This is a genomic window from uncultured Hymenobacter sp., assembly GCF_964242765.1.
In the GTDB taxonomy this organism is placed as follows: Bacteria; Bacteroidota; Bacteroidia; order Cytophagales; family Hymenobacteraceae; genus Hymenobacter.
In genome coordinates, this window is the sequence record NZ_CAXTBM010000081.1 from 1 (window position 1) to 20,620 (window position 20,620).

The following is a 20,620-nucleotide window of genomic DNA, read 5'->3' on the forward strand; positions in this document are numbered from 1 at the left end:
ACTGATGGCCGTAGAAACGAGTTTGGTTGAGCAGGATCAGAGCTACCCCGATGAAAATAGAGGAGTCGGCGATGTTGAAGATGGGGAAGTCGGGAATGACTTTTCCACCTACCAGCGGCCAGGAAATGGGGAAGAAACCATCCGGGAAATCGACAAACAGCATGTCAATCACTTGGCCGTGCAGCCACGGCGTAGGCACGCCAAAGGGTGCGTTGTCGTAGATGATACCGTAGAAAATCGAGTCGATCAGGTTGCCGATGGCGCCACCTAAAATCAGGGCAATGCAGATCAGCAAACCTTGGGGCGCCCGCTCCTTCCAGAGCCGATAGATGTAATAGCTAATGCCCGTTACGGCCACAATTCGGAAAACCGTAAGGACAACTTTACCATAAGGCGGCGGCAGCTCAAAGCCGAAGGCCATACCCGGATTCAGGGTGTAGTGCAGCTTAAACCAGTCGCCGAAAACCGGGACTTCGCCGGGCATACCGGGCTGCATGTACGTGTGCACAGCCCACTTCGAGAGCTGATCAATGGCAATGACCAGCAGCGCCACCAAATAGTATTTCCAATATTTCATAGGTACGGGTGAGAAGCAAGAGGTTAGAAGTGGGGTGAAAGACTGACAGAAAAGCAGTATTCTAACCTCCCTCCCATCCTAGCACAAAGTGACGCGGAATTTTAGACTTCGCTGCCCCGAGGCGGGCCTTATCTTCTGCGCCGTTGGTATATGTTTCGAGGGGCTGTTTGTGCCGTTTTAAGCTGGAATCAATGGGATTTAGACGAATACATACGCCTTGGCCGCGGGTTTGGACGGCCATGTGCCAACCGACCTTTTGTAAGAATCGGTTGGCACTTCAGTTTCAGCCGTTTGCAACTTCTAGTTGCACCGGCACCTTATACTCATCGAATTCCAGCACCGAGCCGCCGTTCACATCCGCCGCAAAGTCCAGCGCTACCGCCTGGATTTCGCCCCGGATATAATCGCCGAATGACTGCACGGCAGCTTCCAGGCCCGCCTGACCAGAGGCCAGCGTGACGCGGATTTTGTCTTGCACTTCCAGGCCGCTGTCTTTGCGCAGGTTTTGGAGGCGGTTCACTAGCTCGCGGGCTACTCCTTCGTGGCGCAGTTCGTCGGTTAGGGTCACGTCGAGGGCCACGGTGAGCGGACCGTCGGAGGCGACCAGCCAACCGGGGATGTCCTCGGAGCGGATTTCCACATCGTCGGGAGCCAGCGTGATGGGTTGGCCATCGACTTCTACGGCAAGCTGGCCGGTCTTCTCGAGGGTGCTAATTTCCTCGGCGGTCATCTGCTGGATGCGGGCACCCACGGCTTTCAAACGGGCACCGTACTGCTGACCAAGGCGCTTGAAGTTGGGCTTCACCGACTTCACCAGCACGCCGCTGGTATCGTCGAGGAACTCCACGTGCTTCACGTTCACCTCGGCGCAAATCAGGTCTTCCACTTTGGCTACCTGCTCGCGCGTCGAGTCGTTCAGTACCGGCACCAGGATGCGCTGCAACGGCTGGCGCACCTTCAGCACCGACTTCTTCCGCAGGGAGTGGGTGAGCGAAGAAATGCGCTGCGCCAGTTCCATCCGCTCCTCCAGCGCCTTGTCGATGCGGGTTTCATCGGCCTGCACAAGCAGCGTGAGATGCACCGATTCGGGTGCCAGCGGCGTGTTTTCAGCCACGGCTTCTTCGCGCATGCCGTCGGTCATGTTCTTGTAGAGCCACTCCGCGAAGAAGGGCGCAATAGGAGCCATGAGCTGCGAAACCACTACCAAGCATTCCTGGAGCGTTTCGTAAGCGGCGCGCTTGTCGGTGGTCAGTTCGCCCTTCCAGAAGCGGCGGCGCGAGAGGCGCACGTGCCAGTTGGAAAGCTGATCGGTCACGAAATCCTGGATGGCGCGGGCGGCCTTCGTGGGGTCGTACCCATCATAATAGCCGCGCACTTCCACGATCAGCGACTGAAGTTTACTCAGAATCCAGCGGTCCAATTCGCTTAGATCGGCGTGCGGCACCCGGTCGAATTCGCGTGCCTGGAAGCCGTCGAGGTTGGCGTAGAGGGCGTAGAACGAGTAGGTGTTGAAGAGCGTGCCGAAGAAGCGGCGCTGCACCTCCGTGATGCCGGCGAGGTCGAACTTGAGGTTGTCCCAAGGCTGCGCGTTGGCAATCATGTACCAGCGCGTAGCGTCGGGGCCGAACTGCTGGATGGTAGCAAACGGGTCCACGGCGTTGCCGAGGCGCTTGCTCATCTTGTTGCCGTTCTTGTCGAGCACGAGGCCGTTGGCCATCACATTTTTGAAGGCCACCGAGTCTTCCAGCATCACGCCTAGCGCGTGCAGCGTGAAGAACCAGCCACGGGTTTGGTCGACACCCTCGGCAATGAAATCAGCGGGGAAATTCTTTTTGAACTTCTCGCCGTTTTCGAGCGGATAGTGCCACTGCGCGTACGGCATTGCGCCGGAATCAAACCACACGTCGATGAGGTCGGGCTCCCGGTACATGGGTTGGCCGCTCGGCGAAACGAGGAAAATATCGTCCACGTAGGGCCGGTGCAGGTCCACGGTTGCGCCTTCCGGAATCGGGTTGTGGGTCATCACCTCGGCGGCCACGGCCTTGTCGATTTCCTGACGCAACTCCGCAATGCTGCCGATGCAGATTTCCTCGGTGCCATCCTGCGTGCGCCAGATAGGCAGCGGCGTGCCCCAATAGCGCGAGCGGCTCAGGTTCCAGTCCACCAGGTTTTCCAGCCAGTTGCCGAAGCGACCGGTGCCGGTGCTGGCGGGCTGCCAGTTAATGGTCTTGTTGAGTTCGATGAGCCGGTCTTTCACCGCCGTAGTCTTGATAAACCACGAATCCAGCGGGTAGTAGAGCACCGGCTTGTCGGTGCGCCAGCAGTGCGGGTAGGTGTGCTCGTACTTCTCCACTTTGAAGGCTGTGCCGTCGCCTTTCATGCGGATGGCAATGCTTTCATCGAGGGTTTTGTAGTCGGAGCCGGTTTCGTCGTGCCCATCGTAGTTCTTTACCCAACGGCCACCGAACTCACCCATTTGTGGCACGTAACGGCCCGTCCGGTCTACGATAGGCGTTGGCTTGCCCTCCGCATCCATGACAATTAGCGCGGGAATATCATTGAGCTGCGCGACCTTGAAGTCGTCGGCGCCGAACGTGGGCGAAATGTGCACGATACCCGTACCGTCCTCGGTGGTCACGAAGTCGCCGGCAATAACGCGGAACGCCCGCTCATCACCTTCAAACGAGGGGAAGCCTTTGTCTTGGCCGAACAACCGCTCGTAGTGGATGCCCACCAAGTCAGAACCTTTGAATTCGGCTTCGACTTCCCAAGGAATTTGCCTTGTTTCACTTCCCCAGTCTGAATAAGTTGAAGGGGTAGATTTACCTATTTCAGTAAATTCAGAGAAGTAGCTTTTAACTCGAGCTTTCGCTAAAACAACCCGGATGTGCTTTTTTGTGTAAGGATTGATAGTGCGAACAACTACATATGGAATGTTCTTCCCGACTGCCAAACCCGTGTTGCCGGGCAGGGTCCAAGGAGTGGTTGTCCAAGCTAGGATAAACACGTCAGTGTTTTCGATTAACCAAGATGGACCCGCAAACAGCTTTTCCGACTTTTCGTCGCGCTTCACCTTGAACTGCGCCACGATGGTCGTGTCTTTCACGTCGCGGTAAGTGCCGGGCTGGTTGAGTTCGTGCGAAGACAAGCCCGTGCCGGCGGCCGGCGAGTACGGCTGGATGGTGTAGCCTTTGTAGAGCAGGCCCTTGTCGTAAAGCTTCTTGAGCAGCGCCCAGCAGCTTTCAATGTACTCGGGCTCGAAGGTGATATAGGGGTCGTCGAGGTCCACCCAATAGCCCATTTTCTCGGTAAGGTCGTCCCACTGCGCTTTGAAGCGCATCACGGTTTCGCGGCAGCGCTGGTTGTATTCCTCGATGCTAATTTTCTTGCCGATATCCTCTTTCGTGATACCCAGCTCCTTCTCGACTTGCAACTCGATGGGCAGGCCGTGGGTGTCCCAGCCGCCTTTGCGGTTCACCTGCTTGCCGAGCAAGGTCTGGTACCGGCAGAAGATATCCTTCACCGTCCGGGCCATGACGTGATGGATGCCGGGGGCCCCGTTGGCCGACGGCGGGCCTTCATAAAACACGAACGTTGGCTGCCCTTCGCGGGAACTCACGCTCTTCTCAAAGATGCCGTTCTGCTTCCACCAAGCCAGGATATCGGTACCAACTTGGCCGTAGTTGAGCGGCTGCTTGTATTCGGGGTAGTTCATTGTGCTGGCGGGGGCCTCACCCCCTAGCCCCCTCTCCAAAAGAGAGGGGGGACTAATTTTTAGATTTTAGAAGTAAACTTTTAGTTTCTCACTTAGCCTAGACACTAGATTTTAGGTCTAGTTCCCCTCTCCTTTTGGGAGAGGGGCTAAGGGTGAGGCAACTAGAGCTAGGACAACTGGTTGCGGGGCTGCACCTGCATCCGGTTCAGATTCAACTCGAAATCATCGTCTTCCTCGTGGTACTCGTCGTCATAGTGGCGAATAGATGACTGGTCGATGGTTTCGTCTTTGCCATGTTCGAAGGTAACCAGCAAGGCAGGCAACAGAATCAGGTTCGAGAAGTTGGTAATCAGCAAGCTAGCCGACATCAACAAGCCCAAGGCCTTGGTGCCGCCAAACTCCGAGAAAGCAAACACCGAAAAGCCCAGAAACAATACAATGCTGGTGTAAATCATGCTGGTACCGGCCTCGCTGAGCGTGGTGCTGATGGCGGCCTGCACGCGCTGCCCGTTGATGGCCATTTCCTGCCGGAACTTCGCTAGCAAGTGAATACTGTTGTCGCCATCTATACCAAGGGCTATGCTGAATATCAGGGCTGTGCTGGGCTTAAGTGGGATACCGAAGTAACCCATGATGCCGCCAGTGAGCAGCAGCGTGAAGAAGTTGGGTAGCAGCGTGAAGAACACCGCCCGTATGCTCCGGAACAGCAGCAATACTACCAACCCTACTAGCCCAAAGGCAATAAGTAGGCTCTCTTTGAGCATACCAATCAGGTACTCGTTGCCTTTGGTAAACAGGATAGTGGTGCCAGTCAACTTCACATCCATGCCCGTACCATTGAAAATCTGCTTGATTTCCGGCTGAATCTTCCGGGCCAGTAGGGTATCGAGGTTGTGCGAGCCGATGTCGGCAATCTTCAGGGAAATGCGGGCGCGCTGACCAGTGGAATCGGTGAAGGAGCGGAGTAGTTTCTGCATCATCTGGCCGCTGCCGCCCTCGTTGGCCGACTGCGAACGGGCCAGGTAGCTAAGCACGTAATTCTTTTCGGAATTGTCGGGCAGGCGGTAGTAGTCGGGGTTGCCGTTGTAGAACGCCTGGGTACTGGCCTTCAGGAACGTGACGATGCTGACGGGCGTGGTGAGTTCGGGTTGGGTGCGCAGGAACTTCTCGAGCCGGTCAATTTTCTCTAGATTCTTCAGCTTCAGAATGCCCTTTTTCTTGCCCGTATCCACCACCATTTCCAGCGGCATCACGCCGTTGAAGTGCTGCTCGAAGAACTTCAAATCGGAATTAACCGACGAATCCTTGGGCAAGTCATCAACCATGTACGACACCGACCGCACCTTGCTTACCCCAAACGAGGCCAGCACAATCAGCACGGCGGCGGCTATGTACACCGTTTGGCGGCGCTCCAATACCAAGTAGTCGAAGAACTCCAACAGCTTGGTGAGCGGCTTGGCTTCGAGGTGCCGGAGCTGCTTGGGCGTGGGCGGCGGCAGGTAGGTAAACACTATCGGCATCATGATAAACGACACCGCAAAGGCCACAAAAATGTTGATGGTGGCTACCATGCCAAACTGGTAGAGAATGGCAATGTTGGTGAAGCAGAACACCACAAAGCCAATGGCCGTGGTGGTGTTGTTCATCAACGTCACGAGGCCAATCTTGCGCACTACCCGCGCCATAGCCAGCACTTGGTTGCCGGATTTGCGGTAGTCATAGTGGTAGCGGCTGAGCAGATAGGTGCAGTTCGGAATGCCAATAACGATGATAATGCTCGGAATCAGCCCCGTAAGTAGGTTGATTTTGTAGCCCATGAGCACCATGCTGCCCACGCACCACACCACCACTACCAGCACAATCAGGAGCGGAAACACCACCGCCGACCATGTGCGGAAGAACATAAACAGCGTAATGGCCATCATAACTACCGTTAGCCCCACGAAAAGCTTCATTTCGGCGGCTACTTTGGTGGTCATGGTGGCGCGCACGTAGGGCAGGCCCGCATAATGCATCTTGATGCCGGTTTTCTGCTGAAACCGGTCAGCGTGGCCCAGGATTTCCTGCATCACTCCCTCCCGTTTCGAAGAGTTCAGGAACTTGGGGTCGAGGGTGAGGGCCAGCAGCGTGGCGCCGGTGGTTGGACTGATGAGCTGGCCTTTGTAGAACTCCTGCGCGTTCACCACCCGCATCAGCGAGTCGAGTTCCACTTGGCTCTGGGGCGCTCGGCGGAAGATGGGCAGCGCCCGGAAGGTGCTAGTAGCCGTGTCTTTCTCGAGGCGCGGCAGGCGCGTCACGCTCAGTACCCCGCTCACGCCCTGCACCTTGCCAAGCGTGTCGGTAAGGGAGCGAAGCTCGTTGAAGTTGCCCAGTTCGTAGACGCTGCTATCCTGCATGCCGAGCACGAACACGTTGCCGTCTTCGCCGAAGGTGCGCTTGAACTGCTGAAAATACACCATGTCCGGGTCGTCGGGACTGACCACCTGGGCGAAGTCATAGGTCATTTCCACTTTGCGTGCTTGCCAGCCCATGAACACCGTCAGGGCGGCCAGTAGCAGGATTAGAATCCGCCGGTTTTTGATGACGAACAGGGCTAGTTTACTCCACATAGGCTGCTAAAATGCAGCAAAGGTAAGCAACCCTTAGCAGCTTATCGGACTCTATGCTGCGTAAGCAGGCCTTCCCATTACGCTTGAGGTCAAGGAGTTTCCTGCATCAGATAAGTATTTTTTAGGCAAAGGCAACTTTCTATGGAAGATAAAGTTTAATAGACAGCACATCAGTGTTTTGCAAATCCTATTCATTGCATTATGCCGATACATAAGTTTTCCACTCTGAATGACTCTTTTCAACACGCCAGAAGCGTCCCTCATTTATCACTCAGCTTCTGATACGCTCTACCTCAGCTATAGCGCTACGCGTCTGTCTATTTCGTTTCGGACAGCCTATCAAAAAGCGCTAGAGAAAATGCTGAAGCACAACGTAACTAAGCTGTTGCTGGATCTGAAGCGTAACGCTCCCCCGACCGACGAATCCGAGCATATTATAGAACCGCTGACGGAAGTTTTACTTTCTCACCCCGACCGCTCGTTGTTCATTGCGGCGGTAGTGTCAGAAAAGCAGTACCAATACCAGATCGGTAATATTCTGGCGGCCAGCTCCGCGACCCTTCCACCAGCTCAAGTGGAGTTCAATTACTTCACCTCACGCCGCGAAGCCTCCGATTGGCTTAGCAGCAACTGAGTTATCCACATACAAAAGAAAAGGCCTTGACTTGCGTCAAGGTCTTTTCTTTTACTACTTAGGTGAAACAAGCGTAGCCTATAGCTTCTCGAATATGCGCGAGAAGCTAACGGCTTCGCCGATGTAGCTACGAAGTTCCGAGATAGGCATCCGGGTCTGCTCGCGCGAGTCGCGGTGGCGTACGGTTACGGTGTTGTCTTCTAGCGTCTGATGGTCGACGGCAATGCAGAAAGGCGTGCCAATGAGGTCTTGGCGGGTGTAGCGTGTTCCGATAGAATCCTTTTCCTCTACCACCAACCGGAAATCGTGGCGCAGGCTGTTATAGATTTCGTTGGCTTTGTCGGGCAAGCCGTCTTTCTTCACCAGCGGGAAGATGGCGGCTTTCACGGGCGCTACGGCGGGGTGCAGCTTCAGCAGCTTGCGGGTTTTGGTTTGCTGCAACTCGCCCTCCCCTTCCGTAATAGTTTCTTCCACGAACGCCTGGCAGAGCGTAGCCAAAAACAGCCGGTCGGCACCCACCGACGTTTCCACCACGAAAGGCACGTAGTTGCCGTAGGGCTTGCCGGTTTCGGGGTTGAGGTCGTTGTCGAAGTAATTTTGCTTTTTGCGGCTTAGCGCTTGGTGTTGCGTCAGGTCGAAGTCGGAGCGGGAGTGGATGCCTTCGATTTCCTTGAAGCCGAACGGGAATTCGTACTCGATATCCACGGCGGCTTTGGCGTAGTGCGCGAGTTTGTCGTGGTCGTGGAAGCGCAGCTTGTCGGTGGGCAGGCCCAGGGCCTCGTGCCAGCGGCGGCGGGTTTGCTTCCAGTGCTGGTACCACTCGCCTTCGGTGCCCGGTCTAACAAAGAATTGCATCTCCATTTGCTCGAACTCCCGCATGCGGAAAATGAACTGCCGGGCCACAATCTCGTTGCGGAACGCTTTACCAATCTGCGCAATGCCAAACGGCACCTTCTGGCGCGCCGACTTCTGCACGTTCAGGAAATTGACAAAAATGCCCTGCGCCGTTTCGGGCCGCAGATAAATCAAGCTCGAATCGCCGGCCACGGCGCCCACTTGCGTGGAAAACATCAGGTTGAACTGGCGCACCTCGGTCCAGTTGCCCGTCTTCGAAACCGGGCACAGGATCTTCTCGTCGGTAATTAGCTGGCGGACACCCGCTAGGTCTTCAGCCGTGAGCAGGCGGCCCATTTCGGCTAGCAGGGCATCGGCGCGCTCTTTTTCGCCACTCTTCTCGTATTCGGCGGCTTTCTCCTCCAACAGCACGTCGGCGCGGTAGCGCTTCTTGCTGTCGAGGTTATCAATCATGGGGTCCGAGAAGCCATCGACGTGGCCGGACGCTTTCCAAGTGAGCGGATGCATGAAGATGGCCGCATCAATACCCACTACGTTCTGGTTGAGCTGGGTCATGGCCCGCCACCAGAGTTGCTTAAGGTTGTTTTTGAGCTCCACGCCGTTCGGGCCGTAGTCGTACACGGCGGCTAAGCCGTCGTAGATTTCACTGGACGGAAATACGAAGCCGTATTCTTTCGCGTGCGACACAATGTCGGCCAAGGTATTTTCCGCCGTTTCGGCGGCTTTTTGTGGGGCGTTGCTCATAAACGTAGGAGAGTGAAGAGTCGAGAGTGGAATTCACAGAATATAAAAGGGGAAACAAGCAAGGAGGCTACCAATGACAAGGATTCACGCTGAAGGCCGGCATTTCTCTTAACTACTTCCTTCGCTTTGCTTGCGCTTCACTTTCTGCGTGGGGCAAAAGTAGTATAAGCTTGGTAGGCTGCGAAGCTTGAGTTGGACGAAAGCCAAGGAATGTCCACGGAGCTTCTTTCTCCGATACGCTGCTAGCGGTCCAGTCTGTTTGCTTTAACCTCTGGCAGTTGCCTGCGTTTAGCGACTGCGCCAGGGTAATTTCCAGGTCTCCCGTAACAATTTCATAATCTTGCGCCGCCTTAGGGCAATCCTACCTTTGATTGTTGAAATCTAATTTCCACCAAATTTCCTTTTATGCTTGGCTTGGAGCCTCATGTGCTGATTCTGCTTATTGTTTGTTTGCTGGCAGCCTGCGCATTTGAATTTGTCAACGGTTTCCATGACACGGCCAATGCCGTGGCCACCGTTATCTATACCAACGCCCTGCGGCCGTGGGTGGCTGTTATCTGGTCGGCTTTCTGGAACTTTATTGGCGTACTGACGGGCGGTATTGGCGTGGCGATGGGTATCGTGTACTTGCTGCCCGTTGAAAGCCTCGTTGACCAAAACGTGTATCATGGCATTGCTATGGTAGGAGCCCTTATTTTGGCGGCCATTATTTGGAACGTGGGTACGTGGTATTACGGCCTACCTTCGTCTTCCTCCCACGCCCTAATCGGTAGTATCCTGGGCGTAGGAATTGCCTTCACGCTGCTCCCTGGTACACGCAATGCGGCCGTAAACTGGAGTAAAGCCGGCGAAACAGGCCTGGCCCTGCTTATCGGCCCGCTATTCGGCTTCACGCTTACCATCATTATGATGTTTTTGCTGAAGCGCTTTGTTGGCAACAAAACCATCTTCAAGGAGCCGCACAAGCGCAAGCCGCCGCCCCTTTGGATACGCTTGGTTCTGGTAACTACTTGTACACTTGTTAGTTACTTCCATGGTTCCAACGACGGCCAGAAAGGCGTAGGGTTGGTGATGCTCATTCTAATCGGTATCGTGCCTACCTTCTTCGCCCTCGACCACACCAAGAACCCGCTCGACATGCGCGATTCACTGGTGAAGGTCGAGCAGGTGATGCAAAAAGTGAATCCGGCCGACTTAAGTGCTGATGACCGCACGGCGGTAGCCAATATCCGCCTGCATACCAATTCGCTGGATTCAATCTTTGCTGGTAAGACGGAAGTTGCCCAACTTCCCCAAAACGCGCGTTTTCAGATTCGCAAAGCCATCCTGCTGCTCAGCAACCAGGCCAAGAAAATTCAGGGCAGTGAGAAAGTGAGCTTGAGCGCCGCCGACCGTTCCTCGCTCGACAGTTCGCTCAAAAACATGCGCACGTTCACCGATTATGCTCCTACTTGGGTGCTGCTCATCGTGTCGGTTTCGCTGGGGCTAGGCACCATGATTGGCTGGCAGCGCATCGTGACGACCATTGGGGAACGTATCGGTAAGGAGCACCTGACGTACGCCCAAGGTGCATCGTCGGAACTGATAGCGGCCACCATGATAGGTGTTTCCACTGCTTACGATTTGCCCTCGTCCACCACGCACGTGCTGTCGTCGGCTATTGCTGGTTCCATGGTAGCTAACCGAGGAATCAAGAATTTGAACCCCCAAATGGTGCGTAATATTGCGCTGGCTTGGGTGCTTACCTTGCCGGTGACAATGGCGCTATCCGGCGGCTTGTTTTTGTTGTTCCGAGCAATTTTGGGGTAAGTAGAAGTCTGTGTCTTTCTTCTATCAGCTAGATAGGCCGAACCAAAGGTCTTGTATAAATGCAAAAAGCCGCTCTATGCCAGAGCGGCTTTTTTATGCACTTTATTCCCAGATCGAGACTCGAATTGGGGATAACTAATCACTTAATTGATATATGCGAAGTACAATACTTGATAAATCAAGCAGTTATCCACTTATCCACAGCCCATACCTGTTGTTTTGTGGATAAGTAGGCGCTAAGCAGGCCATTGCACGTCTAGATCTTCTGAAATGAAGACACCGAAATTAACGAACTGAAGCTCATCCTCATCGAAGTAAAGATCAATCATTTCTTTTTCGTAAGAAACACGCATTTCGCCGGTATCCATCTTTTCAACCTCGCTGGCTTCGTAGCCGTGCTGGCGCATTAGCTCCTGAATCCGGTCCGGAGACTTGCCGTGAATAGGCTCTCCAAAAAGGCGCATACCGGGGTGGTCGGTTTCGATGCAACTTAACCGGTAGTCGTCTTCCCGGTCGAAATAAAGGGAGTACCCTTCTTCGAGGTAGTTCCAGGCTTGGTGCTCGAATTCTTCTTCTTCTTCTGATTCTTCAATTTCTTCGGGTTCACCCATTAGAGCCCGAACTTCGTCCATGGTTGCCCCAAAACGGAGAGGGCCCATTCCGGTACCAAGAATGATTTCGTTTTCTTCGGTACTAGAAGGTTGCTGGTTAGTGTTCATGATGGTTGTGGTGGAAAGAGTGTGGAAGGAGTGCTTAAAGGTAGCCAAACGGGTTTCACTTCCCGTAACGGGCCTTAAAATTGGCCATCTGGTGCTGGTAGTCGGAGTGCTGCTTGGCTTGATCCCACTTAAGCTTGAAAATGGCCGCAGCCTCGGCCTTCTCGGCATCTTCGGGAGAGCGGGGCAACTCAGAGCGGCCGTGGGCCCCGCTTTGCCCTTTCTTGTCATCGGGAACGGGACCATCATATTTCTTGCCGCCGCGGTGGTTGGCGTAGCGCCGGGCCCGGGTGAAACCCATTTGCAGAAACTTGCGGGCCATATCGGCGCCAACAAAGTCATCGGCCTTTAAATAGGCTTCAAACAGCTGATAAATTGTGTCGGCCGACTCCTGTGCCACTGCGGGAGTTCGGAAGCGCCAGTGGGGCAGAATTTCCCCTTTGTAAGGCTGTACCAGCAACACGCCCTGCTCGCCCTTGCCCACGCGGTAGAGTTCGGGGTGGGCCCGAAAATCCACTGTGCCAAAATCGAGGGCGTAATCAAAAGGCATAGAAACAAGGCGGGTATTGGCCGTATACGCACCATTCAAAGAATAAGATAGCCGGTTCTGCCCCGTGCCTTTTGCCGATTCTTTAGGTTCGCGCCAGTTGTAGGGCTCATTCTCCACCCGAGCGTACGCCAGCGGCTTCACTTTTTTGAAGCCGGCCCGGTTGTCCACACAGTTAATAACTTTTTAAAAGAGTTTTATTTAAAGAATCTTTTTAATCCCTGTCGTTAGGGCTGTTCATAAGTGGACAATAAAAAAAAGTAATCCACACCCCGGATAACTTGTGCATAGAACTGGGTTTATGCACCGTCTATCAACAGGGTATGTGCATATCATATCGTTGATAAACAGGAACTTAACTGGATTCTTAACAATCCACAGAGCTTATCCACTAATCCACAATCCACAATTATCGGGGATGTGGATAGGGCTTTTAAAGAGGGATACTTATCCACTCTTGTCCACAACGACAGGGTGGGAAAATGGTGCTGTTACTCACACCTGACACGCAAAAAAACTTATCCTATTTTTTTGCACGCATTATCCCCACGTTTCCCGCGTGTTATCCACAGATTACGGCCAGCAAGCATCAGCAAGTGGATAAACCTGTGGATTCGGTGTGGATAAGCACTTGAAAATGCCCCTAGTAACTGGAAACTGCCTTGCCTCATGTGGAAACCTTGGTATTTCGGACTAGGAAAGCTGGTTTTGGTCGTATTTCTCAACAGCCACAAAGCCAAAGCTCGGTTAGGAAAATCGGTAAAACGCCAATTCCAGCTAACTGACACGGTTTTAAGTTACTTCAAGTAACTTAAAGGACAGGAAAGCAGGTTTGGTTTGAAGCATGGCATGAGCTTATCAACCAAGCACAAACGCCAAGCTCATCTGCTAAGCACTTCCAAAGCAACGTAACCGTTGGGAGGGGGCGCAGCAAATGAGCTTGGCGTTTGTACTTGGTCTTTAGGCTAGAAAGCCAGGCGAATAGCCTCTATTTCAAAACCAGCTCGCACTTGTTCCGACTTAGGTGACAGGTAGACAGGTTCGGCGGGTACCAACAGATTAGGGTCACCGCCACGCCAGCGGCCGTCAGCGTCGGCATCAATCAGAACCCGGAAGGTGTAGATGGCCGGAGCTAGGCGGTCGAAGCGGAAGGGGCCCTTAGGCGAGTCCAGCGAGGTAACTACTTTGCCTTGGGCATCGAGAAGCTGCACTTCGTAGCGTTTATATTTGGTTTCGATGGTGCCGGCAAGACTACCGTACGAGGCCTGGTCAGTTACGCGCAGACGCAAAGGCTTAGCTCCAAGGCGCTGGCCGGTAATGGTGGTTAGGTTGAGCGTATCGAGGCGCAACGTTATGGTGTTCTTGGCTTTGGTGTCTAGCAGCACCGTCAGTTTGGTGCGGTCGGAGCTAAGCGTGCCATTAACCGGCAACGTGAGCGGGCGGCGGGCCGCTACAGAGTCTTCCTGCAATACGGCAAAGGGCTTGCCGGGCGCCACGCGTACGGGCTCCGTGAACGTGAACTGAACTTGCCCCTGCCGGTATACTTCCCGCGACGAACCTTCCACCGTATACACGGGGCCCCGCTTGGTGGGTGCCGTACCTGGGAACTTCACGTTCACGGTATCGCGCGACACGTTGCCGGCACTGTCGGTGGCGGCCAACAAATAGCGGCCCTCGCGCAAAGCCGGCGTACGACACAGGATTACGCTGCGTCCTTGCTCAGCGAGTTGAACGGCTTCGGTGAGCTGCGGCGTAGAGGCGGCACCTATTGGGGCAAGAACGGCCGAGCGAAGGCCTTCCCCATAGCTTATTTGGAACTGCGAATAGGAACCCTGACGACTGCCAATAACCGGCCGACGGGCATCGGGCCGGACCAGCAGCAGTTGTACCGAGTCGGGCTTGGAGCCGATGGTGAGGAAGTCGGGCAGGTAGGCAATCTTTTCGCCTTCGTCGAGGCGGGTGTTCTGGTTTTTGTCGGCGAGGCCGTAGAGGCGGTAGCGGCCCGCTTTCAGGTTGCGCAAGCTGTACGCGCCGTTTTTGTCGGCCCGCGCCAGGTAGTAGGGCCGGCCCCGGCGCACGCCGGCCGTATCGGATTCCGGGTATAGCAACACCGAAACAGCATCAGCAGGCTTGTTGGTCAGCAAATCCCGCACGGTGCCCCGCACTGCCCCCGAGTCAAGCACGGCTCCCGTACTAAAGCTTACCTGCACATTGGAAGCCAGGTTGCTTTCCGTAATGTCGCTGACGGCGTTGCCGAAGTTAAAGGAATAGGTAGTGTTCGGGTCGAGCGGCTTGTCGAAGAGCAAAGAAATAGAAGTGCGGTCTTCGCGCAGCTTGTAGGGATTGTCTTCAGGCAAAGCCGGCGAGATAATAAGGTTCTTGCTAAGATCCTTGAGTTGCACCGACTCCGAAAAGACTAGCCGCACCACTTGTCCTTTGTAGTTCCGGGTGCCATCGGGGGGCGTTGAGCTTTCCAGCGTGGGCGGAACAATATCCTTCTCACCGCCTGTAGGCGAACTAATAGAAGCACAGCCAACCAAGCCGGCACCGGCAGCCAGCAGAAATAAAAGATTAGCGCGAACGGACATTATAAAGCAAGAGCGTGGAAATAGTCAGCACGGTAATGACCAGTACTGTCAATAAAGTGGTTTTGCGGGTTGGTTTATCTTCGTCGTCCGACACGGTGGTTGTATCGGGAACAAGGGCTGGTCGGCGCGTGGTATCAGGAGAAGCTGGGCGGGTAGTGTCGGGCAACAGACTAATAGCAACGTGCGAAACTACCGGAAGCGTATACGGGGCGGGGCCAGCGGCACCTGCTGTATTTACCAACGACAAGGTCTCCCCCACCCTATCAGCACGTACAGGAACTGCCAGCCATACGACCAGCAATGAACCCAACACGCAAACAACCGGCAGACTCATTTCAATCAGCGTTTGGCGGCCACGTAGATCAAGCTGGAGTATTGCCCCTCATGTTGCGCAGCATACTGGTTGGACTTATACCCGGCCGCTAACACCGATAGAAGCCCGCCGCCGCGTTCGGCCCGGTGCTTTTCGCTGAGCAGGCTCACGTAGTAAGCATCCAACGACAAAGGCAACGTTTTCAACACCGTGAGCTTATGCTTTTTGAGCAGCTGCGTCATGGTTTTCGCGCTGAAATGATAGAGATGCCGCGGCACATCGTAGGCAGCCCAATCCTGGCGGTAATGCTGGGCATCGAGGCTGTCTACGTTGGGTACGGCAATCAGCAGCACGCCATCAGGCTTCAGCAAGCGGATGAGTTGTTGCAGCGTCTCGTTTAGTTCGTGCACGTGTTCGAGCACGTGCCAGAGTGTAATAGCGTCGAAGCTGCCACTCGGAAACGAAGTCAAGCTCTCGGTGCCAACGGGCTGGCCGGCACGCTCAGAAGCTTCTTCCCGGGCGCGGATATTGGGCTCCCAACCAGCTATTTGCCAGCCGTTGCTTTTGGCCGCCGCCAAAAAGTGCCCGGTGCCGCAGCCATAGTCAAACAACCGGCCCTTGCGCGGCGCCAGGTTGTTGAGCATGGCCACCTTGCGGCGCATCGTGAAAAACCGCGCAACTTTGTAGGCCTGGTTGATAACGCCTGCCGCCCCACTGTTGTGCGACACATAATCGTCGGACTCGTAGTAGCGGCCAATATGGGCGGCGTCGGGCCGGGGATTAGTAAACTGAAAGGTGCATGCTTCGCACTGCTGAATGGCGAAGCTTTCCTTGCTGACTGATTTGTCTTCAACTACCAGCTTGTTGCGAAACTCCGTCTTGCCGCAAACCGGGCATTTCTCTAATCGTTCGTAAGACACCGTTTTTTAGTTAAGAACTGAGAATCGAGAAATCAGAACTGAGAACTGAGTGGCCATTGATACTGCCACTCGGTCCTCAGTTCTGATTTCTCGATTCTTAGAATTACCGGCCAAGGTACACCATGAGCACGGAAATATCGGCGGGCGAAACGCCGCTGATGCGGGCCGCTTGGCCGATGGTTTCGGGCTGCACGCGTAACAGTTTCTCGCGGGCTTCGTGCGAAAGAGCCGGCATGGCTTTGTAGTCAAGCCGACCCTGAATCACGAAGTTCTCTAACTCGGCAGCCCGAATAGCTTGTTGGTTTTCCTTCTCGATGTAAGTTTCGTACTTCACCAAAATCACCGCCTGCTCCAATGCTTCGGGGCCGTAGGGAGCCAGCGCCAGCGTGAGGCCCGGCAGCACACCGGTTAGCGTAGACAGCTCGATGCTAGGGCGGCGCAGCAGGTTAATGGCGCGCGTTTTCTCGGTAATTGTGGCCGAACCTAGCTCTACCAGCAACCCATTGATTTCCGTTGGCTCGATGGCAAAGCTCTTCAACGTTTCCACCACTTCGGCGGTTTGACGCTCCTTTTCGCGCACCAACTCCATGCGCTCTTCCGAGGCCAGTCCGAGAGCATAGCCGAGCGGCGTCAGGCGCAGGTCGGCGTTGTCCTGGCGGAGCAGGATGCGGTGCTCGGCGCGGCTCGTGAACATGCGGTAGGGCTCGTCGGTGCCTTTGTTCACCAAGTCGTCGATGAGCACCCCGATGTAGGCTTCGCTCCGTTTCAGGATGAAGGGCTCCTTGCCATGCACGCGGTTGTGGGCATTGATGCCAGCCATCAAACCTTGGCAAGCCGCTTCTTCGTAGCCCGTCGTGCCGTTGATCTGGCCCGCGAAGTAGAGGTTGCGTACTTGCTTGGTTTCCAGCGTAAGGTTAAGCTGCGTTGGCGGGAAAAAGTCGTACTCGATGGCGTAGCCAGGGCGAAACATCTTGGCGCTTTCGAAGCCCGCAATTTTGCGGAGGGCGCGGTATTGCACGTCCTCGGGCAGGCTGCTCGAAAAGCCATTCACGTACACTTCCACCGTGCTCCAGCCTTCGGGCTCCACAAAAATCTGGTGCCGGTCCTTATCGGCAAAGCGGTTGATTTTATCTTCCACCGAAGGGCAATAGCGCGGCCCCAAGCCCTTGATGCGGCCCTGGAACATCGGCGACTTTTCGAAGCCTTCGCGCAGGATTTCGTGCACCTCGGCGTTGGTGTAGGTGATGTAGCACGGGCGCTGCTTGGCCAGCGGCGGCGTGGGCAGGTAGCTGAATTTGCTGGGTACCTCGTCGCCAGGCTGCTCTTCCATTTTCGAGTAGTCGAGGCTGCGGCCGTCCACGCGGGGCGGGGTGCCGGTTTTCATCCGGCCCGCCTCGAAGCCAAGCTCCTTGAGCTGCTCGGTAATGCCGGTGCTACCTCTCTCGGCAGCGCGGCCACCCCCGAAGTTTTTCTCGCCAATGTGGATCAGGCCGTTGAGAAAGGTGCCGTTGGTGAGCACCACGGCTTTGCTGCGGAACTCGATGCCAAGCTGCGTTTTTATGCCTACCACCGTGTCGTTTTCCACTAGCAAGCCCATTACGGCCTCTTGCCAGAAGTCCACGTTCAGCGTTTGCTCCAGCGTGAGGCGCCACTCTTCAGCGAAGCGCATCCGGTCCGACTGCGCGCGCGGGCTCCACATGGCGGGGCCTTTCGAGCGGTTCAGCATCCGAAACTGAATCATCGTTTTGTCGGTGATGATGCCCGACTGGCCGCCGAGGGCGTCTACCTCGCGCACAATCTGGCCCTTGGCCACGCCGCCCATGGCCGGGTTGCACGACATCTGCGCGATGGTGTTCATGTTCATTGTCACGAGCAGGACCTTGGAGCCCAAATTGGCAGCTGCCGCCGCGGCTTCACAGCCGGCGTGGCCCGCTCCTACTACAATAACGTCGTACTCTTCTAACTGAAACATGGTAGTGGCGCCAAGCTCTGGCTTGGCGAGGCGTAAGTATATTGGGAACAACACCAGTTGCTGCGTAGGTCGTTCAACATCAGCCACGACTCGCCAAGCCGGGAGCTTGGTGTTACAATGCGAAACGCCCGCAAATAGGCGGGCGTTTCCGTCGGAATCGTAGAAAGTTCAAACCCAACCCGCTCAGAACATATGCAAAGATAGGCACTCTGCTGCTCTTTTGTATGGCCTGCGGTCCTACTCTTCCATGGCATCATCGAAGTATTCTTCCTGCCAATCGGCTAGCAAATTAGCTGATTGAGAGGCTATTGCTTCCCAAGAAAACGGCAGCCACTGGTTGCTCCGACAGTCGAATACTTCGGTAGCAGCCAGGCAGGGAAACAGCTTGTAGTCGAATTTAGGATAGTTGTGAACGAGGTAGCCGGGGTAGTAGTAGGTCTTTTGCAGGCGAATGGCATGGCTGATTTTGAGTAGCATCAGGTACTTGCCTAGGCTATGTCGGCGGTAGCCAGGGTCGTAGAAATTCATGATGCCGGCCAAGCTGCGGGCCCCATTGTCGAAAATACCGGCGGCAATGAGCTGCTCTCCGTCCCGGATTTCGATTACCTCGGTGGTGAAAATGTTGTGGGTGGCACCGGCCAATAAAAATTCCTCTACCGTGTCGGGCGCATCAAAAGTGATGGAGCGCCGGTACAGGGTGTAGAGGGCTTCTAATTCGGCGGTGAGTTGGAATGGCCGGAAACGCACCGAAAACCGCTCGTTTAAGCGCAACAAACGACGCTGCTCGGGGCCATACTGCACATTAGCTACTAGCAGCCGCAGCCAATGCACCGTGTACAATCCGCCGTCGATGGGCAGAAAGCGGCAGGTGAACAGGTCTTGGTGCATCCGGTAATATCCCTGGCTCAAATAAAAATCCAGCGCTTCGCCCCGGATCATGGGCATGTGAAAAGGAGTAGCGGACATTGGGATTCTAACCTGATAATTTTCTCGGCACTCTTGTCTGGCTGCTTTAACTTAGCTACCCACCCACGGCCGTTGTTGTCCCGACGCAAGAGGAATCTGAGTCAAACCGTGCAACGACTTTATCTAGATTCCTCCCGCGCCGGAACAACAAGCGCTGCTATGAGTAGTCTGGCTTAGCAGTTCAGTACCAGTATACAAAAAAACGCCTGCGTTTAGGCAGGCGTTTTCAATTATCTCAGCTTCAAGAAGTCGGCTGCAATTCACTCAGAACGTGCGCAAGGACAAGCAGTAATCCTCTTTGGCCCGCATTGCTGTCTGACTGATTAAATCCTTATCGGCATAGCCTAACAGGTGCAACACCCCATGAATCATAACGCGGTGCAACTCGTCAATGAAGGGAATACCTAACTGCTGGGCGTTTTCGCGCACCCGCTCTACCGATATGAAAATGTCGCCCTCGATAATATCGGCATCATCGGCATTATCGAAGGTGATAACATCAGTGTAGGTATCATGATCTAAGTACTCCACGTTCACGCGGTGCAGGTACTCGTCAGAGCAAAAAATGTAGGTAAGCTGCACCAGTTCGTACTCGTGCACTTTTATCACCTCCTCGATCCAAGAGCCTAGCGCCTCGGCATCAGCCACCTCAAACGGCACATCTTCCACCAGAAACTCGATGCCATGCGACTCGTGTGATTCTTGGGGTAAGCCGCTGTTCATTTCGTGTTCGGTACCGGGCGGGTGCTGAATCATGCCTGATAAGAGCTGGAAGAAGTGGTATCCTCGCTTGCGTCGGCTGCTTCGGAAGGTGCGGAGAGCATGAACGTGAGCTGTACGTTGCGGCCGTCTTTGCTGAACTCCACTTCGTCGGCGAGGTGGCGAATCAGAAAAATGCCGCGGCCCCCGGGGTTTTCCAGGTTTTCGGGAGCCGTAGGATCTATCAAATTGGTGTAGTCAAAGCCCTGACCTTCATCTTCCACCTCAAACTTCACCCGGTCGGTATCCACGTAGAGCGACAGGTACACATTCTTGTCTTTGTCGAACTTGTTGCCGTGGCGAATGGCATTGTTCACGGCTTCCGTTACTGCCACCATGATATTGCCATAGATATCGTCTTCGATATGGAAGGTGTCCTTCGAGTTATCGATGAAACTTTCCACGACACGAATGTTCTCGACCAGCGAGGGAATCTGAATTTTAACCTGCTTCATAGGAAATAGTAAGGAACGGCGGGGCGCAAACTTAGCAACGCTATTTCATTTTCTGGAAGTATTCGCTGACTTCCCGCTGGTAATAGGGCGTGAGGGTGGTAGGTACGGTACGAAGAAGTTCGGTTTGGCGGTCTTTCTGACGTTTGTACAACTCGAAGGCAGGAGGAAATACGGGCGGATGGGTCTGCGCGGTTTGGGCTTCACGCTTGTCATCTTGGTCCCGCTCCCGCGCCGATTTCTCGGCTTCGAGCAAGCGGGTCAGGATTTGACGCTGGCGCATGACCGTCTGCTCCGTTAGCCGTTTGTTTACGAGGTCGGTTTCGGTTTGTTCCATCATTTTTTTCAATTCCCCGGTACCGCCGCCAGCTTGTTCCCCTTTGCCATCTTTCTGGCCCGGTTTGCCGCCTTTTTGTTGTTTTTCCGATTCTTGGAGGGCCTGGC

The 20,620-nt window shown here is 54.8% G+C and carries 15 protein-coding genes and 1 pseudogene; 2 read left to right on the forward strand and 14 right to left on the reverse strand.

Annotated features, from left to right (window positions below; translation table 11 throughout):
* The 3 genes from ACFE7X_RS22250 to ACFE7X_RS22260 all read right to left on the reverse strand — a co-directional run.
* The coding region (locus ACFE7X_RS22250; protein WP_375437887.1) for a lipoprotein signal peptidase at positions 1–577 on the reverse strand (577 nt) is incomplete at its 3' end.
* Positions 578–860: 283 nt separating this feature from the next.
* Complete coding sequence (gene ileS, locus ACFE7X_RS22255) at positions 861–4,292, reverse strand: isoleucine--tRNA ligase (protein ID WP_375437888.1); 3,432 nt, start codon at positions 4,290–4,292, stop codon at positions 861–863.
* Positions 4,293–4,459: 167 nt separating this feature from the next.
* Entirely contained in the window at positions 4,460–6,901 is a 2,442-nt protein-coding gene (locus tag ACFE7X_RS22260; RefSeq protein WP_375437889.1) for an RND family transporter, read from the reverse strand.
* 229 nt (positions 6,902–7,130) lie between these two features.
* Here ACFE7X_RS22260 and ACFE7X_RS22265 point away from each other — a divergent pair, with 229 nt between their 5' ends.
* The gene (locus ACFE7X_RS22265) at positions 7,131–7,535 is read left to right on the forward strand and encodes a hypothetical protein (protein ID WP_375437890.1); all 405 of its coding nucleotides are present in this window, start codon (positions 7,131–7,133) and stop codon (positions 7,533–7,535) included.
* A gap of 78 nt (positions 7,536–7,613) precedes the next feature.
* Here ACFE7X_RS22265 and ACFE7X_RS22270 read toward each other — a convergent pair whose 3' ends face one another.
* Positions 7,614–9,134: a glycine--tRNA ligase gene (locus tag ACFE7X_RS22270; RefSeq protein WP_375437891.1), complete on the reverse strand. Its 1,521-nt coding sequence runs from the start codon at positions 9,132–9,134 to the stop codon at positions 7,614–7,616.
* 405 nt (positions 9,135–9,539) lie between these two features.
* On the opposite strand from ACFE7X_RS22270, the gene ACFE7X_RS22275 reads away from it, so the two are divergent.
* On the forward strand, positions 9,540–10,943 hold the full coding sequence (locus ACFE7X_RS22275; protein ID WP_375437892.1) for an inorganic phosphate transporter: 1,404 nt from the start codon (positions 9,540–9,542) through the stop codon (positions 10,941–10,943).
* 236 nt (positions 10,944–11,179) lie between these two features.
* Here the strand turns inward: ACFE7X_RS22275 and ACFE7X_RS22280 are convergent, their stop codons facing one another.
* The 10 genes and pseudogenes from ACFE7X_RS22280 to ACFE7X_RS22325 all read right to left on the reverse strand — a co-directional run.
* A complete protein-coding gene (locus ACFE7X_RS22280) occupies positions 11,180–11,662 on the reverse strand; it encodes a hypothetical protein (protein WP_375437893.1) in 483 nt (160 codons plus the stop codon).
* Between the two features lie 55 nt (positions 11,663–11,717).
* On the reverse strand, positions 11,718–12,209 hold the full coding sequence (locus ACFE7X_RS22285; RefSeq protein ID WP_375437894.1) for a DUF4385 domain-containing protein: 492 nt from the start codon (positions 12,207–12,209) through the stop codon (positions 11,718–11,720).
* A gap of 962 nt (positions 12,210–13,171) precedes the next feature.
* Positions 13,172–14,794 (reverse strand): Ig-like domain-containing domain, encoded by a 1,623-nt coding sequence (locus tag ACFE7X_RS22290; protein ID WP_375437895.1) that lies wholly within the window; start codon positions 14,792–14,794, stop codon positions 13,172–13,174.
* Positions 14,778–15,128, reverse strand: coding sequence for a hypothetical protein (locus ACFE7X_RS22295; RefSeq protein ID WP_375437896.1), 351 nt, complete (start codon positions 15,126–15,128; stop codon positions 14,778–14,780). Before ACFE7X_RS22295 ends, ACFE7X_RS22290 begins: the two co-directional genes overlap by 17 nt.
* Before the next feature lie 5 nt (positions 15,129–15,133).
* Complete coding sequence (locus ACFE7X_RS22300) at positions 15,134–16,027, reverse strand: class I SAM-dependent methyltransferase (RefSeq protein WP_375437897.1); 894 nt, start codon at positions 16,025–16,027, stop codon at positions 15,134–15,136.
* A gap of 103 nt (positions 16,028–16,130) precedes the next feature.
* The gene (mnmG, locus tag ACFE7X_RS22305; protein ID WP_375437901.1) at positions 16,131–17,999 is read right to left on the reverse strand and encodes a tRNA uridine-5-carboxymethylaminomethyl(34) synthesis enzyme MnmG; all 1,869 of its coding nucleotides are present in this window, start codon (positions 17,997–17,999) and stop codon (positions 16,131–16,133) included.
* Positions 18,000–18,236: 237 nt separating this feature from the next.
* Positions 18,237–18,965 carry a GNAT family N-acetyltransferase gene (locus tag ACFE7X_RS22310; RefSeq protein WP_375437898.1) on the reverse strand — a complete coding sequence of 243 codons (729 nt, stop codon included), beginning with the start codon at positions 18,963–18,965 and terminating at the stop codon, positions 18,237–18,239.
* A gap of 264 nt (positions 18,966–19,229) precedes the next feature.
* Positions 19,230–19,721, reverse strand: coding sequence for an rRNA maturation RNase YbeY (gene ybeY, locus ACFE7X_RS22315; protein WP_375437899.1), 492 nt, complete (start codon positions 19,719–19,721; stop codon positions 19,230–19,232).
* The gene (locus tag ACFE7X_RS22320; protein WP_375437900.1) at positions 19,718–20,179 is read right to left on the reverse strand and encodes an ATP-binding protein; all 462 of its coding nucleotides are present in this window, start codon (positions 20,177–20,179) and stop codon (positions 19,718–19,720) included. Before ACFE7X_RS22320 ends, ybeY begins: the two co-directional genes overlap by 4 nt.
* A gap of 40 nt (positions 20,180–20,219) precedes the next feature.
* Positions 20,220–20,620: pseudogene (locus tag ACFE7X_RS22325) on the reverse strand (hypothetical protein); the annotation flags it as partial.